This is a genomic window from Brevundimonas sp. MEB006b, from assembly GCF_030209705.1.
GTDB lineage: Bacteria > Pseudomonadota > Alphaproteobacteria > Caulobacterales > Caulobacteraceae > Brevundimonas.
This window is the reverse complement of record NZ_JARVRL010000002.1, coordinates 124,182-139,702: the sequence shown is the minus strand read 5'-3', so window position 1 is coordinate 139,702 and position 15,521 is coordinate 124,182. Positions and strand designations below refer to the sequence as shown.

Annotated in this window: 13 protein-coding genes; 6 read left to right on the top strand and 7 right to left on the bottom strand. The window is 64.6% G+C overall.

The window, feature by feature from the left end:
- Positions 1-21 precede the first annotated feature (21 nt).
- From QRN13_RS02280 to QRN13_RS02270, 3 genes are read left to right on the top strand one after another with little or no spacing between them, the layout of a single operon-like run.
- Positions 22-2,706 carry a hypothetical protein gene (locus tag QRN13_RS02280; protein WP_284876686.1) on the top strand — a complete coding sequence of 895 codons (2,685 nt, stop codon included), beginning with the start codon at positions 22-24 and terminating at the stop codon, positions 2,704-2,706.
- Positions 2,703-3,245: a hypothetical protein gene (locus tag QRN13_RS02275; RefSeq protein ID WP_055753705.1), complete on the top strand. Its 543-nt coding sequence runs from the start codon at positions 2,703-2,705 to the stop codon at positions 3,243-3,245. Before QRN13_RS02280 ends, QRN13_RS02275 begins: the two co-directional genes overlap by 4 nt.
- The gene (locus tag QRN13_RS02270) at positions 3,245-3,697 is read left to right on the top strand and encodes a DUF4402 domain-containing protein (RefSeq protein WP_143007388.1); all 453 of its coding nucleotides are present in this window, start codon (positions 3,245-3,247) and stop codon (positions 3,695-3,697) included. Before QRN13_RS02275 ends, QRN13_RS02270 begins: the two co-directional genes overlap by 1 nt.
- 1 nt (position 3,698) lies before the next feature.
- On the opposite strand, the gene QRN13_RS02265 is transcribed toward QRN13_RS02270, so the two are convergent.
- The 4 genes from QRN13_RS02265 to QRN13_RS02250 form a co-directional block, all read right to left on the bottom strand.
- Positions 3,699-3,965: an Hpt domain-containing protein gene (locus tag QRN13_RS02265; protein WP_055753707.1), complete on the bottom strand. Its 267-nt coding sequence runs from the start codon at positions 3,963-3,965 to the stop codon at positions 3,699-3,701.
- Entirely contained in the window at positions 3,962-4,345 is a 384-nt protein-coding gene (locus tag QRN13_RS02260; protein ID WP_091752138.1) for a response regulator, read from the bottom strand. The genes QRN13_RS02265 and QRN13_RS02260 overlap by 4 nt, the downstream gene beginning before the upstream one ends.
- Positions 4,346-4,356: 11 nt before the next feature.
- Positions 4,357-6,828 (bottom strand): response regulator, encoded by a 2,472-nt coding sequence (locus QRN13_RS02255; RefSeq protein ID WP_284876685.1) that lies wholly within the window; start codon positions 6,826-6,828, stop codon positions 4,357-4,359.
- Between the two features lie 481 nt (positions 6,829-7,309).
- The gene (locus tag QRN13_RS02250; RefSeq protein ID WP_284876684.1) at positions 7,310-7,576 is read right to left on the bottom strand and encodes a hypothetical protein; all 267 of its coding nucleotides are present in this window, start codon (positions 7,574-7,576) and stop codon (positions 7,310-7,312) included.
- Between QRN13_RS02250 and QRN13_RS02245 the strand changes: the two genes are divergently transcribed.
- From QRN13_RS02245 to QRN13_RS02235, 3 genes are read left to right on the top strand one after another with little or no spacing between them, the layout of a single operon-like run.
- Positions 7,550-8,029 (top strand): hypothetical protein, encoded by a 480-nt coding sequence (locus QRN13_RS02245; protein WP_284876683.1) that lies wholly within the window; start codon positions 7,550-7,552, stop codon positions 8,027-8,029. The two genes, QRN13_RS02250 and QRN13_RS02245, sit on opposite strands and share 27 nt — an antisense overlap.
- Positions 8,026-9,990, top strand: coding sequence for an AAA family ATPase (locus QRN13_RS02240; protein ID WP_284876682.1), 1,965 nt, complete (start codon positions 8,026-8,028; stop codon positions 9,988-9,990). Before QRN13_RS02245 ends, QRN13_RS02240 begins: the two co-directional genes overlap by 4 nt.
- A 24-nt stretch (positions 9,991-10,014) precedes the next feature.
- Complete coding sequence (locus QRN13_RS02235; RefSeq protein ID WP_284876681.1) at positions 10,015-11,898, top strand: hypothetical protein; 1,884 nt, start codon at positions 10,015-10,017, stop codon at positions 11,896-11,898.
- A 404-nt stretch (positions 11,899-12,302) separates the two neighbouring features.
- Here QRN13_RS02235 and QRN13_RS02230 read toward each other — a convergent pair whose 3' ends face one another.
- From QRN13_RS02230 to QRN13_RS02220, 3 genes are all read right to left on the bottom strand, one after another.
- Positions 12,303-12,899, bottom strand: a complete 597-nt coding sequence (locus QRN13_RS02230; RefSeq protein ID WP_284876680.1) for a Shedu anti-phage system protein SduA domain-containing protein — start codon at positions 12,897-12,899, stop codon at positions 12,303-12,305.
- A gap of 2 nt (positions 12,900-12,901) precedes the next feature.
- Positions 12,902-14,197 carry a Fic family protein gene (locus QRN13_RS02225; protein ID WP_284876679.1) on the bottom strand — a complete coding sequence of 432 codons (1,296 nt, stop codon included), beginning with the start codon at positions 14,195-14,197 and terminating at the stop codon, positions 12,902-12,904.
- 127 nt (positions 14,198-14,324) lie between these two features.
- Positions 14,325-15,506 carry a reverse transcriptase family protein gene (locus tag QRN13_RS02220; RefSeq protein ID WP_284876678.1) on the bottom strand — a complete coding sequence of 394 codons (1,182 nt, stop codon included), beginning with the start codon at positions 15,504-15,506 and terminating at the stop codon, positions 14,325-14,327.
- Positions 15,507-15,521: the final 15 nt, after the last annotated feature.

The window sequence follows — 15,521 nt, the reverse complement described above, 5'->3', positions numbered from 1 at the left end:
CGCTCCACAGGCGCGGCTCTGATGGCCCTGGCCACCTCGGGCATCGCCTGGAGCGCCGCGGCGCAGGACAATCTGGTCCGCAATCTGGTCATTGCGGCCGATCCTCAGCCGTTCAGCGCCGACGATCTGCTGTGGATGCAGGTGGACGCCGGCGGCGTGGCCCTGACCGACTCCATGAACGTCTATGCGTCCCGTTCCGGCGTGTTCTTGCCGTTGGGCGAGTTCGCGCGCGTACTCGATCTCGCCGTCGGCGTCTTTCCGGCGCAGCGCCGGGCCGAAGGCTGGCTGCTGGACCCTACAAATCGCATCACGGTCGATTTGACGACGCGCGAGGCGGTCGTCGCCGGGCGCACGATCCGGTTCGCCGTCGATCACGCGGCGATCTACGACGACGATCTCTATGTGCGCGTCGATCTGATCGAACAGCTGTTGCCTGTGAAACTGAAGGCCGACCCCAGCGCCCAGAAACTGACGGTCACCACGACGCGCGCCCTGCCGTTCGAGCAGCGCGCCGAACGCGCCCGGCGTCAAGCCGCCTCCGGCGCTATGGACACTGACGACGGCGTCGTGCGCCAGCCGACCCCCTATCGGATCGCGAGCCCTCCGGCCTTCGATGTCAACATCGGCGGTCAGATCACGCGCGACGGTCAGGACAACGCCGGACGCTACGACGTGCGGGTGGCCGGGGACCTCCTCTACGCCGGGTTCGAGGGCTATGTCGGCTCCGACGACGACGGCGCGATCAGCAATATTCGCGTTGCCCTGACCCGCAAGGATCCGTATGGCCGCGCCCTCGGACCATTGGGCGGCACTCGCGCCAGCCTGGGGGATGTGTTCTCGCCTTCCATGCCCATCGGCGCATCGGGCGTCGCTGGACGCGGCGTCTATTATTCGTCGGCGCCGTTGGAAAATCTCGACCTCGCCACCCCTTTGAACCTTCGAGGCGAACTGGCCTTGGGCGAAGAGGTCGAACTGTACGTCAACGAGGTGCTGCAGCGCTCGCAGACCTCGGCGGTTCAGGGACGCTACGAGTTTCTGGACGTGCCGCTGGCCTTTGGCCTCAACACCATTCGCCTGGTCTTCTATGGATCCCAGGGTCAGATTCGCGAGGTCGTGCGCCGCATCAACTTCGGCTCGGGCCAGATCGAGCCGGGTCGATTCGTCATGCGCTTCAGCGCCATCGAACAAGGGATGACCGTCTTTGACGTCGGCGAGCGCTTGGGCGGGCCCGAGGTCGGATCGCTGCGTCTGGTCGCCACGCTCGACTACGGTTTGACGTCCGGTCTCACGCTCAGCGCCGGCGCCGGTCGCTACGATCCGACCGGCCGCGACAGCCGCACCCTGACGACCGCCGGCGTTCGCAGCTCGCTCGGCCCCATCGCCGCCCAGATCGACGCCGCCCTGGACGACCAAGGCGGCCGGGGCGTTTCCGTCGGCATGGCGACCCGCGCCCATGGCGTGTCCTTGTTAGGTCGGCATTCCGAGTACGGCGCCGGCTTCATCGACGAGACGCGCCAGCTCGGCGTGCTGGACCAGGCGCCCCTCTCGCGCGCCACCGACTTTCGCGCCGATGGACAGTGGACGGCGCCCGGCGGCCTGATCGTGCCGATCTCGTTGAATGCGCGCCGTCTCAGCCGCGTCGACGGTGTCAACCTGACCACCGCCGAACTGCGCGCCTCCGCCCCCTTCGGTCGCTACTACGCCTCGGCCAACGTCGCCTACGAAGCCGAAAATGTCAGCGTGCTCGAGCGGCGCCGCTGGCTGGGCGGATTCGATGTGAACACCCTGATCTCGGCGCGGCTGCAAACGCGCGCGGGCCTGACCTATGAGGTATCGCCGAACCCCAGCCTCGAGACCGCCTACGTCACCGCCGATTGGCAGTTGAGCCCGACCGCCGCCTTGCGTTTTGGCGCCATTCGCGCCCTCGGGCCCCAGGCCTCGACCGCCGTCCAGGCCTCTCACCTGTGGCGGGCGCCCAGGTTCGATCTGGCCCTGAACGTCGCCTATGAGACGCGGCATCAGGACTGGCGCATCGGTCTGCAGCTAGGCTTCGGCTTCGGCTACGACCCCGGCCGCGAACGCTACCGGATCACCCGACCGGGCGTGGCAGGCGGCGGGTCGGTCGTCATCAACGCCTGGGTGGACGAGAACGGCGACGGCAGGCGTCAGATCGACGAAGCCGGCGTGCCCGGCGTGGTCGCCGATACGAATGCTGGGGGCGTGACGACCGACGCCGATGGGCGTGTCTACGCCACCGGCCTGGGCGACGTGCCGACGGCGCGTGTGCGGCTGACGACCGAGGGCGTCGACGATCCGTTCCTGTTGGGCGGCCCGACCGACATCCAGATCGTTCCGCGCCCCGGCCAGACGGCGCAGATCGACTATCCGATGCAGCGCAGCGCCGAGGTGCAGTTGCTTGCCCTGCTGGCGCGCGGGTCCGCCGCACCCCGCCCTCTTGCCGCCTTGGCCATCGAGCTCGTTCCGCAGGCCGGCGGCGCCCCCGTTCCAGGCCGCAGCGATCATGCCGGAGTATTGTTCGTCGAAAGCCTGCGTCCCGGCGCCTACGATCTTCGTCTCGACGCCGCCCAGGCGCAGGCCTTAGGCGTGTCGCTGATCGAGGGTGTTCGGGTGATCGTTCCGCCGCACGGCGGTTTCGTTGACGCCGGACGCGTGGTGGTCCGCATCACTGGCGAGGCGCAGCAATGAACCGGTTCGCTCTTTCTATCTTGATCGCGACCAGTCTGGTGTTCGCCGCGCCTCGGCAAGCCATCGCCGACGCTTCGGTGACGCGCTCTCCCGCGACCGCGCCGACCTTGGGCACCACTATTCGCGGCACGTCGGCGACCACCTTCAGCATTTCCACAGCCGGCGTCGTGACCCGGACCAGCGGAAACGCCATTCGACTGTCGTCCAGCTCGGTGACGACGCCAACCCTGTCGATCAATTGCGGCCTGCTGAACCTGTCAGGCCTGTGCGCCGTTCGCTACATTCGCGTCACCATCACGCCCGTGACGGGCAGCGGCCCTGCCTCCATTTCTCGTCTGCGCGTCGGCTCGCTGAGCGGAGCGACCTACAGAACCGGATCGCCGCCAGCGGACGCAGCCAGCCTGACGTTCGACCTGAATCCGATCGGGCTGCTGAGCACGGCGACCCTGCGTCTCGGCATGGACGTGGTGCTGGCCGCCAACCCTGCAAGCGGATCGTACGCCTTCGATTACATCGTCACGGTTCAACTGGTGACATGATGATCCCGCGCGCGCTGTCGCTCACCGCCCTGCTTCTTGCCTGCGCTTTTCCAGTCCTCGCCCAGGAGCCGGCCCGCGCGACGCTCAGCGTCGAGCGAAGCCTCAGCATCGCCTCCGTTCGACCGATCCAGCTGTCGCCGGACGATCCTGTCGCCACCTTGTCCATGCGCGCCGACATCCAGCCCAACGCCCCCGCCGTGATCAGCGTGACGGGCGATCCGGGGCGGGTCTATCGCATCCGCGTGCCCGACACTCTGACGTCCGTCGAAGGCGTCGCCTTGGTCGAAGGCCTGCGGATCTGGAGCGAAAATACGGGCGACATCTCTTCCAGCCGCACTTCTCGCATGGATTTCGAGGGTCGCGACCTGCTGCGCGTCTCGGGCCGTCTGCGTCCCGCAGCGGGCGCAACAGAGCCGATCGCCGCCCTGCCGCTCAGCGTTGATTACGAATAGATCAGTCCAAGGCCTCAAGCCTCGCGACCAACCGATCCGCCTCTTCAGCGTCCAGTCCCCGCCCTGCGGCAAAGGCCTCATCGATCGCTAGCGCCGCCTCGGCCAAATCAGAGAAGCCGAACATTCCGGCCGATCCTGCCAGACCATGCGCGATCCACTCGACCTGGCCGATGTCGCCCGCTGCAAGGCTTTGAATCAAGGCTGCCCGATCCCGCGCCGCCCTCTGCCGAAACTCGATACGCAAGTTGGCAAGGGGATCGCTCGTCATGCCGCATCAGCCGAAAGGATGTCGCGCAACTGACGGGCCAGCGTCATGGGATCGAACGGCTTGACTAGCACTCCGATGGCACCCAGTGCCTTGAGACGCTCGACTTCATCACTTTGCGCCCTCGCGGTCATGAAGATGACGGGCGTCGTCGCCAGGCCCTCCATCTCACGAAGTCGTGCAAGAACACGAGGGCCATCCATGCCCGGCATCATCACGTCCAGCAGGATCAAGTCCGGGCGTGCGCCCTCCGAGAGCCGTGTCAGCGCCTCGGCCCCCGACGCCACGCTCGTAAGGGTCAGATCGGCATCGAGCTCCAAGGCGATTGCCGCCACCTCGCGGATGTCCGGCTCGTCGTCCACGTGCATCACGGTCAGGGTCATGGGCTCTCCTCTCAGTGATCTTGCGGCGTAAACGTCAGCCGCCGGACCGTGTGCGCCAGATCGGCCAGCGACGCTGATGACTTGACCAGAACGGCCTCGACCCGTTCGCTCAACGCGCCATCCATGTCCTGAGCGGAATAGACAACGACCGGGACGCCCGACCTCCCTGACCCGAGTTCGGGCAACAACTCCAGCCCGGACCCATCCGGCAAACCGAGGTCGAGGATTACCAAATCTGGCTTCATCTGCGTCAGAACTTGCCGCGCCTGCGACAGGCTGACAGCGCTGGTGATCGCAGCGATGCCGCTCAAGGTCTCGGCGGTGACCTGCAGAATGTCGGGGTCGTCGTCGACGTGCAGGATGATCGGCGCCCGGCGACCCAATCGTTCGAGCACCGCCGAGATAGCGGCGCGCAGTCGACCTTGATCGAAAGGTTTCTCCAGCCAGTCGATGACCTCAAGCGATCTTCCCCGGGCCCGTCCTCGCGCCACATCGGCCGAGACGACGACCACGGGAGTTTCCAGAGTCTCGGGCCGTTCCCGCAACGCTCGGATAAGGCCGATGCCGTCCGTGTCCGGAAGCTGAAGATCCACCAGGATGGCGGCGAAGGTTTCGCTTTCAACGGCTTCCAATGCTGCTGTCGCGCTGGTTGCGATCACCGCATCGAATCCATCCTGCGCCAACATGATGCGCAACACCTCCGCCGCGTCGGGATCGTCCTCCACGATAAGGAGGCGAGGTCCGTCGCTCGTCTGCGCCATGCTGTTATCGAGCGTCATCGGCAGGTCGAGATGGAAGGTAGCTCCGTCCCCAGGCGCCGACTCGAACCACAACCGCCCACCATGCCGTTCGGCAATTTCCTTGGCGATCGCCAGGCCAAGGCCTGTTCCTCCCTTCTGGCGCGTATCCGACCCGTCCGCCTGGGCGAATTTGGTAAAGATCCGCGCGCGGAATGCCTCGGGTACGCCAGGACCATAATCGCGCACGCTCAGACGCACGATGCGCGCCTCTGGGATCACAACAACCTCGACCGTGCCATTGGATGGCGAGAATTTCGCGGCATTTGACAGGAGATTGACCACCACCTGAACCAGGCGATCCCCGTCCCCCAAGACCGGAGCCGATGGGCCGTCGGCCAACTCCAGCGACACGCCCAGTTCGTCAGCATAACCGCGTACCGCGTCTAGCGACCGCACGGCGACATCGCGCAGATCCAGCGGCTGAAGCTGCAGATTGATTTGACCCGACTCCAGCTTCTCCACGTCCAGAATGTCGTTAATCAAGCGCACGAGCCTCAGACTGTTGGAATGGGCGATGCCGATCAAACGACTGGCGCGCTCAGACAGAACGCCGGCTGCCCCGCCCGCTAAAAGGCCGAGGGAACCCGCGATGGAGGTCAAAGGCGTCCTTAACTCGTGGCTGACGGTCGAGACGAACTGCTTCTTCAACTCCTCCACCCGCCGTCGATCCGTGATGTCCCGCACCACCGCGACCAGATGTACGCCGGCCGGCAGCGCAAGGGGGCTGAACGCGACATCGACCGGAAAGCCCTCGCCGCTTCGCCGACGCCCGATCATTTCCTGTACCAGCCCACCGGTCGCGTCCGCCCCGCCGGCCCGAATCCGCGCCATCAGACCAGCGTCGTCTCGGTCGGCCGTTTCCAACAAAACCGACACATCTCGCCGCCCCAGCATCTCAGCCGACCAACCGAACATCCGCGCCGCGGCCGCATTCATCGTCTCGATGGTGCCGCTGGGGTTCAGTGTGAGTATCGCATCGATGGCGCTGTCGAAAATCGCTTCTTGCCGCGCCGCCGTGGCCCGAACCTCTGCCAGCAACTTCCGTCTTGTGGCGACGTACCGCACAAGCAATAGCGTCGCCCCGGCCACCACTACGATCAGCGACAGGAACAGGCTCGTCATCATCATCTCGGTCGCGCGGGAACGCGCCTCGACCCGTTGGGTCAAGGCAGCCAGCGCCCGGGCGTCGATCTCAGTCATCCGATCGATAGTGACCCGTATGCGATCCATCGCCGCCTTGCCTTCCCCCTTGGAGACGACGGCAAGGCCGGCTTCGCTACCGCGCTGATCATGGGCGTCCAGGGCTTCCCGGATCGCAGCCAACTTGTCGGCGATCCGGTCTTCGAGGTCCTTGATATTGGCGCTCTGCGCAGCGTCGCTAGCGTAAGCGGCCCTCAACCTGGGAAGCTCGCGATCCAGGCGTCTGATCGCCGTCTGATACGGCGTCAGAAAGTCTGGATTGCCGCTTATGATGTAACCGCGCTGACCCGTCTCGGCGTCCTGCATCAGGGAGAAGACGGTCTGAAGTTCTTCCCGGGCCCGGTAGGAATGGGCGGTCTCCTGGCGCAAAGCGCGCACGCGCTCAAAATCGCGTCGCATTTCCAAGCCGACGAAGGCAAGAACTAGGACCAAAGCACCCACCGCCAGCGCGAGACCCAATCGCTTCAGAACACTGTTGCTCATCATCCCACTCCAACGACCGCGTCCATGCATGCTTACTTCTGCGTGTAACTGCGTCTACCACCATCGTCTAATGTGTAAGCCTTCGACGCAATCGTTCTTGCCAGGCTGCGACCGTCGATTGATTGAGAGTCGAAAGTTGGTCGACGCTTGTGACTTCAATCGGCCGGCATGGTGATCGCAACGAGGAGATCAGTTTTTCTCAGCACAAAGCAGGCGTCACCACCGTCGTTAACAGGCGTCCTTAAGGTTTTGACGCCCAAGAAGCGGACCTTTCCAATGTCTTCTTCGAGTCAAACTCAGACATTGCCGACCGGCGAGACCTCAATGTCGCTTCGTGACTCAAAGCGGTATTTGCGAAGTTCCGTTTTAAGACCGACAGCAGCGCTGGTTCTGACGGCCCGTCAGTCTCCTTGGCCGTCTGTCAGATCGTTTGGACATCAGACAGGAGCGTGAACCGGCGTAGGTATGTTCGCGAGGCGGTCTACGATCTCACGCAAAGGTTGCTGTCCACTTCTGGCGGCAGTAGCGTCGATCTGGGGTAGGGGACGTTGCAGCTTTGGATGCCATATATCTGGATGAGCCAACGCGGCAGTTTCGCGACGCGCTTCGGCTGCTTTTCATCCTCGCCTATGCGGGTGAAGCGGTTGGCGATCAGCCGCCGGAACCCGATGCGGTTCGGGTCATCTGGTCCCAGAAACGACTGCAGAAGATGGACTTCTGGATGCGCAATCCGGACCATCTGGCTCACGCCCTGCTCGACGAATACGAGGCTAGCGAGGACGCCGGGTGGCTGCGTCACGCCAAGGCCATTCTCAACAGCGAGGAGCCGGAGCTGCGTCGTGACGCCATGGCGAAATATCTCTGGGGGGCCTACGAGCCGATCGATACCGGTCTGGCGCCGCTCATCAGCTACGGCCTCGCCGTGACACGTCGGCACCCTGCCAACCGTCGTCGCACCTATTTCCTTCTGGCGAAGGGAGCCGAGCTGGCGGGCCGGATGACCAGGGAGATGACGGAGGCGACCTGGTACGCGGATCGCGCCGGTCTGGTCGGCCGACTTTGCGAAGGCCGCAAGGGCGAGGATCTGGCGCGCATGCAATACCAGAACTCCGAATATGCCAATGCGCCGAACGGCGAGACGATCGCATCAATCGCCGATCAGGTGCGCGCAAGACTCGAAATTCTGGAAGCCGCCCGATGAAGGAAAGACCCACTGACGCTCCGCTCCCGCCGCTTCGCGACGCCATCGCCGAAAAGGCCAAGGTCTCGCCGGCCGCGGTGGACCTCGTCCTGTCCGAAATAGGCGTCGGGGAGGAGCGGCCTACCCGACGCGCGGATACCCTGGCGATCCGGCGCCTTGCGTTCAGCGGTGTCAAGCGCGCGACCAAGTATAAGGATGGTCCCTATCAGTTCACATGGTCCGACCTCGGGCCGGGTCTTTTCGGTATTCTCAGCCCGGACGCCAACCAGATCGGCAAGAGTACGGTGCTCGACGTCATGGTCTGGGCATTGCGGGGGCGGCCGAGATCGTTGAAGCCGGAGGTGCGGGCATGGATCGACGAGGTCGAGCTGGAGTTTACCATCGGAGGCGAGCGCTACTGCGTCAGCTTCACCGACCTCGATGGCGTGGCCCAGGGCAAGCTGGTGCTGCAGGCCCCTGGACCGGCGCGAACGCTTCAAACCTTCAAGGGCGAGGACCATTTCGAGCAGGTGATGGGCGACCTCATGATGGAGCGTTTCGCGCTACAGCCCATCCCAAACGTCAGCCATACGGGGGAGGAAGCCAGCCAGTTCATGCATGCATGGACGGCCTATGTGGCCTCGATGTTTATCGAAGGCTCACACCCCGCCATCTTGGGCGATGTCACCACCGGCGCGCTCTGGTGGCGGATGCTTCAGCTGTTCATGGGCATGCCCTACGCGGCGACTCACATGGCGTTGAGGAACGCGGTCACGCTTGAACAGGCGCAGGCTGAAGGCGCTTCTGTCGCCCGCGGGGCCCAGGCCCGCTACGGTGCTGAGATCAAGCATCTCGAGGGCGAAACGCGGCGGTTGAAGGACCTCCTGAAGCAGGAGGCCGGGATTGCGATCAGCGCCCGGGAGATGGATGAGCTGAGCACGCAGAACGCCATCCTCTTGCGGGAGGCCAGCGACCTGCAGGTAAGGATCGCAGAGCTCGAGATCGCCGCTTCGGCGCTGCGCACTCAGCGCGATGAAGCCAGGGCCACGCAGCGGCGCCTTAAGGAGGGGGCCGCCTCGCGCAAGGTCTTCGCCGGTCTCGATCCGGTCTGCTGTCCGCGGTGCGCGAGCGCCTTCGAGGAGGCGCGCAGTCTGGCCGAAGAGGCTGAGGGTCGGTGTGCGGTCTGTGACCGCTCGACGCTGAACGATGACGCCGAAGCGCTCGAGGAGGCCCTCGAGGCGGCGCGGGAACGCGTCGAGGAGTTGATGGTCGCCGAGAAGGCGGCGCAGTCTAGGCTCGACGAAGCCCGGAAGGAGCTGTCGAGCGTCGTGAAGTCGCGGACGGCGGTCGCGGTCAAGGTCCGTGAGGCGGAAACCCAGGCTTCGGCGATCCGCCGGCGTCGTGAACTTGAGGACGAGGCACTGCGCGTGGCCGGTGCGCTCGACCAGATGAAGATCCTCGCGCGCAAGGGGGTGCCAGAGCACTCGGCGGAGCGGCTCGTGATCCTCAAGGCCGCGGAGCAGATCGCCGAGGCCCGGATGAAAGCGGCCAGCGCCCACGTCATGTCCAAGCTCGGTGACGAGATGGTGCTCATCGCCCAGCGGTTTGGGTTCAAGGGACTGGAGAGCGTCACGGTTCGCGGGAACGGGATACAGGTCAGTATCTCGGGCGTGCCGAGCTACTACAGCAAGCAGACGCCCGGACAGAGACTCCGGCTGAGGATCGCGCTGGTCATCGCCATGATGCGGATGGCACATGATACCGGTTTCGGCCACCATCCCGGGCTTCTGCTCATAGACTCGCCCGGCAGTGAGGAGTTGAGCGAGCTGGACCTGCTGGCCATGGTTTCGGAGATCAACCAGATGGCCGAAGAGACGCCCAACCTGCAGATGTTCGTGGCGTCCGCCCGTGGCAATCTGCTGCAGTCCGCCTTCCACAAGGACAACCTCATCCTCCCGAAGGATGCTGGGACCATGTTCTGAAGGGGCGCGTACGGTGATCGAGCCATGATGGATGTAGCCGAGCGGCTCGCGACTGTTCCAGTGCCGTCGCTCGCCGACCTTGGAGGCGCGGAGGCGGTGAAAGGTCAGCCTCACCTCGCCACGGACCTTCATGCTGACAGACTTGTGGGTGCCATCGTCAGTTCCGGAGCGGTCATCCCCGACCTCTTCCTCATCGTCCTAGACATTCTGAGGCGTAACCGTCATCCGCTCGTTCTGGCCACTGCCAGCCAGCATGTGGCGACGGCGGCGCTGGCACCCGGAGACGCCCGCACTGCCCAGAAGGCGCTGCTCGAACGCACATCCGAGCGGCGGTCGAATTTAGATGCAGACCTCGCCTCAGAGGCGCTCGCGGGCGCCTTTCTGCTTGCGCAGGCGGCCGGCGCGTCTAGGCCGTCCGTCATCGCGGCCTTGGATGACGTTCGGGCCGACGACAAGCCCATGCTCGTCGCTCGTGCGGCGCGGCTGGCGGGACTGGCGTGGCAGTGGTCGCGGTCGCCTGACCTGACCGTCGTTCTGGAACGACTGGCGTTTAGCGACGAGGCTTCCGATCAGGCGCTCTATGAACTGGCGGTGATCGCCCTTGACGATGCCCTCGGACAAACGGAACCCACCGCTCTGGTGTTAGGCCTGGAGGCGGCTTCGGAAGCCTTCAGTCGAGCTTCCGCCGCGGGGCCTGATATGGACGAGGCCGCCGCTCTGGGCCATGCCGTCTCGGCTGTCGCGGGTTACTGCACGGGTCGTAGCCCGACCGAAGTCGAGTCCGACATCGCCTTGACCCGGGCCATCGCCGGGTCGCGTCTGGTGGAGATGGATCGCGCGGCGCTACGCGGATGGCTAAGTCCTTCCTTCGCCAGCGAGACTGCGTGGTACGGCCTCGTCAGCGCCCTAGAGGGCTTGCCCCTCAGGCTGCAGGAGGCGAGCTGGCTCAACGCGGTGCCGGTGCTCCGACAGCTCGGCAGGCTTCGCGAGAGCTTGGCCGCGGGGCCCGCGTCCGATGGCCTCCGTGCCGCGGTGATTGATCGAACGGCCGGCAGCCTGGTCGCTCGCGAGGGGCTCAGGGCTCATGTCCGCGCGTGGGCGGACGATGCGGGCACGCCGCCCGAAGAGCGCGCGAACGCTGAGGCCCTGCTCGAGACCATGGCGCAAGCTGGCGGGGGCGGCCCGGGAAAGCCAAGCGGTGGGACAGGGGAAGCGCCCGACGGTTCACCTGACCTGCTTCAGGCGCTCGCGAGACTCGATGAGCTCGGACACGGGGCCGCGCTCGTCGGGAAGCTTGAACGAGTCTATGTCCAGCTGACCGACGCATTGCGAGGTCATCCAGACTACACTGGAACCGTCCGGTCGGATGTCCGCGTCCTGATCAAGAACATGATCCGCTTCCTCGCCCACTGCCTCGACGTCACCCCGACTGCGGCTGACGGCTTTTTCGACTTTCTCTTCGCATTGAAGGACGAAGTTCCCTTGGAGCGGGAGCTCCAAAAAAGCCTGTGGCATTCACTGTGCCTGAGCGCAGACGGGGTTCCCCAACACCAGATTCATCGCGAAACGCCGGACATCGGTGCGGGCCGTGCCGACATATCCGTCACCCGCCCTGACTGGCGGTGCATTATCGAGATCAAGCGCGAGCTGGTGGATGCGTCCCGGGAAGGCATCCGTAAGTATCTGGGCCAAGCCGCCAGCTATCTGCTCACGGGGCCGAAACTGGGTTTCCTGGTCGTCCTCGACCTGTGTTCGCAGAAGGACTGGTCCCTCACAGTGGAGGACAACTGCTGGGTTGAGCAGGTGCAGGGCGCGGCGGACAGCGCGCCCCGCGCGATCATCGTGTGGCGGATACCCGGTGGTCGGCCGGCGCCGTCGAGCGTGAGAACGCCCACTATGGCCGTCTAGAGGATCGTGCCGTCGGATATCGCGATCCATGACGGGTTAGAACGAGCGAGGGCGGGGCGGGACTACTCTGACGCTTCGCTGCGCCCATCCATCGTTGGGCAGGTCGGCGTGTGGGTGCCTAGCGTTGCATGAAAGTGGCGTAGTCCATCCAGCGTTAATAGCGGGGACGGTCATATTGTCGTTCGCTCACAGCCCTGCGTCGGCTGATCTGCTTGGTTATGCAAAACGATCGTTCGTTTGAGTTGGGCGAGGACAGCGCTTCATTGGGAAGGGGGGGTGAACGTCAGCTTGCCGCAGCGATGCGCATGCCCGCTCATGGCGCGTAAGCGTCGCCCCATAACCGGCTGGGTCTGTTGCTGCTGGCCTGCGAGCACCTGCTTCGACTTCGTCTCATCCGGGCTCTCTTAGATGTCGGGCACCGGGCGGACCGCATCAAGAACACGATCCCAGAGTAGAATTCGAATGCCCTGAGCATGGTAAAGTCTCTCTTGGCGCACTCGCAGCGCCGTAGCCGCCATTTCAACGTCGCGGGGGTATCTTAGATTGCGGAGCATGGATTTTTGTGTGCCGATAATGATGCCGCCCGGACGTATGTCCTTTCGATGTGCCACGCCTAGCCGAGCACGGGTGTTCTCGTTGGCAACGGCTTCGTCAACGTAGTGTAGCAGTTGGTTTTCGGCCTTGATTAGGTCAGCAGAGGGACGACAGCGATGCTTGTTGTCGTCGTACTCAAACAATGGACATTGTGGGGCCTTCAACTCCCAAAGGAAGGCTACCCGCTCGCTCTGACCTGTATCGGTGAGGACGTCGGCGGCGAGGATAAGATCGGCGTCGCCCGCGTAGCTACGTACCTCATAGTGCTGAACAGTGCTGCGTAGTGTTTTCTCGATCAGCAGATGCTCGGCGTGGACCAGGTAGGGGCGGCACTCGAGCTCGCGTCTAACTGTCGGCTCCTTCACTAACGCTTCGAAAACGGCGAACTCCCCGGGCGTCAGGGCCACGGTCAGCGCGCCCCGTCGATGTGACGCGCGACCAACAGGTCGAACACCTCATTCGTCCAGAGATCAGTAATTTCATCGCCGCGCCTGAGCACGTAGAGCGCGCCGTCCAGACGCCAGTCGAACGAAGGCGCGTCCGGCCGCCGCAGTACCACAGCGGGCCGCTCAAGGGTGACCGCAGCGTTCGGCTCGAGCCATAAGCCTCCGGTGTCGGCTACCTCGAACACCCTCTGCCTCACGATCGCGCCGCGTTGTTTCGCGGTGATCGACAGCTGCGCGCGCTCGTGGGGAAGCGCAAGGAGGCCCGGAAAGGGCTGGTGCATAATTGAAAAGAGCGCTTCCGCACGATCAAGCGCCTCGAGCGGGCCGACATGGACTAGCAAGTAATCGCCAACAGACCACGCGCGGTGATCGACCGTAGTGGCTCCGAACAGAGCCTCGCGCGTTGCTGCATCTAGTTGTCCGATGCGTCGGTTGACGATCGCGGCGAGCCGGTTCTCCTCACGTCCCGACAGGGCTGGCAGGCTGAGAAGCTGTCGTTCAAGCAAGAGGGCGAGCAGGCCTTGCAGCGGCACCAAGTCCACGACACCGCTCTGATCGAGGCTTACATCTGCGGCTGTCAAAGCGTCGAAGTAATCGTCGCGCCGTTCCTTTAACTGCTCTAGCAGAGTCGGTGATCCAGGAAGGAGCATGCCTAGCTTGAGGTTAAGAATGAGATAGCTCAAGGCTCGCGCGGTTCGGCCATTGCCGTCGAGGAAGGGGTGAATCCAGTTCAGCCGCCAGAGTGCATAGGCGCTGAGAGCAAAGGCGTCGTCCGTGTCCCAACGGCCTGCAAGCTGGTCACAGAATGCCGCGACGGCTTGGTCAAGGTCGGCAGGTGGCGGCGGCTGATGCGAACTACCTCGCATTTCGACGGGAAGCTGTCGAAAGGTGCCGAAGTGACGGCTGGCCCCGTCGCCTGCAGCGGCGTGCAGGGATTTAATAACATCCCCCGTGATCCGGACGGTTTCGCCAGCTAGGTGACGTTCGACCAAAGTCTGAACCAGGTTGAATTGGCGCACTGCACCGCCAACATCGAAAGGCACGCTCGGGGGCTCATGGCCGATAGTGGTGGCGACCGTTCCGCGCTGGGGCTCCGGGACGCGGGTCACAACCATAGTGACAGTGCCACGATGAAGCGGCAGGCCTTCGACCGCAGTATTTCCTACAACAAGGCTCATACCCTGCTCGCGGCGCTGCCTTGCGGTCATCGTGTGCGCTCGTGCGCGGGCAAGAAGCGTTTCCAGGGATTTCTCAGCCATGCGCCTCGAATAGACCGAACCGCAAGGCTAACGCCAGCGGTAGTCGCGCTTGCTCCGAGGTGCCGAATGTCGGCTTTCAGGTAGACACCTAATGTCCGCTTGTGACGCTTAGGGGCGGTCGGTCGGGTCAGGTGAAGGGATCGCCCGCCACGCCCGAGCCTTCTATCTGTCGCGGCTGGACCGGCGGCCAGTCCACCGCCTCGAAGGCTTCCAGAAGCCGGTGTCCATAGGCCGGTTCCACCTGCTGGGCCCAGCCGATCAGCCCCCGGACGTGATGGTAGAGGCTCGACATCCCTGTCTTGCGTGTGAGCGCGTGTTTGGCCGGGCCGAAAGCGGGATCGCCGAGGTAGTGCAGGTGGAGGCGCAGATTATCCCGGAACGCCTGGGACAGACGCGGCGTTGGGCCGTCGACCAGAAGCCCCAGGACGATCCGCCGCGATCCCGGCCCCCGGATGACCGTCTTGCGCTGGTTCGGCCTAAACGTCGCTTCGTTCAGGATCCGGCACACCTCGCGCTGTAGGGCGCGCATCTCGACCAGCGTCCGGTCGGCGGTGCTGGAGAAGGCGAGATCGTCGGCGTAGCGCGAGTACCGGAAGCCGCGCTCGGCGGCGAGCGCGGCCAGGGTGGCGTCCGTGCGCGCCATCGCCAGATTCGCCAACATGGGGCTCGTCGGGGCGCCTTGCGGCAGCATGCCCTCGAACCCGGATGCGTAGACCGCGATCGGTTCGGTGCGCGCGGCGGGATTGGCGCCCGGACCCCGATCCACGGCGATCGTGCAAAGCCGGGCGAACTCGAAGGCCAAAAGCTTCTGGAAGCCGATGCGGGTGAAGATCGCCGCGACCTCGCGCTCGCGGACGGAATGGAAGAAGTCCTCGATGTCGACCTTGAGCAGCCACCGGGTGTTCGGATGTTGCTCGGCGGCCTGGACGGGCGAGGAGTCCGGGTGGAAAGCGTAGCTGGCGGGATGGGCCTCGGTGAAGCGCAGCACATGTTCGACGAGCCAGCGCTGGGCTTTCATCAGGCTCTTTGGCGGGATGGAGATCATCCTCAGCCCGGTCCGTCCCGGGATCCGCTTTTTGAGGTAGACGAAACGGTAGGGCGGATAGGACTGGCGGCCGACCGCTCCACGCAGGAACCCGTAGGGGAGGTCGGTCAGGGCCGCGAAATGTCTCAGCGTCAGGACCGGCGTGATGCGCGCGTCCGTGGCCCGCAACCGCGCCATGGCCGCCAGGGCATGGTCCAGCGTCGTCGGATCGACGCCCAGCTTCCGGCCGCCGGAGGCATATCGTTGAGGGCCCGGCGCCGCCATCTACTTCGACCCACC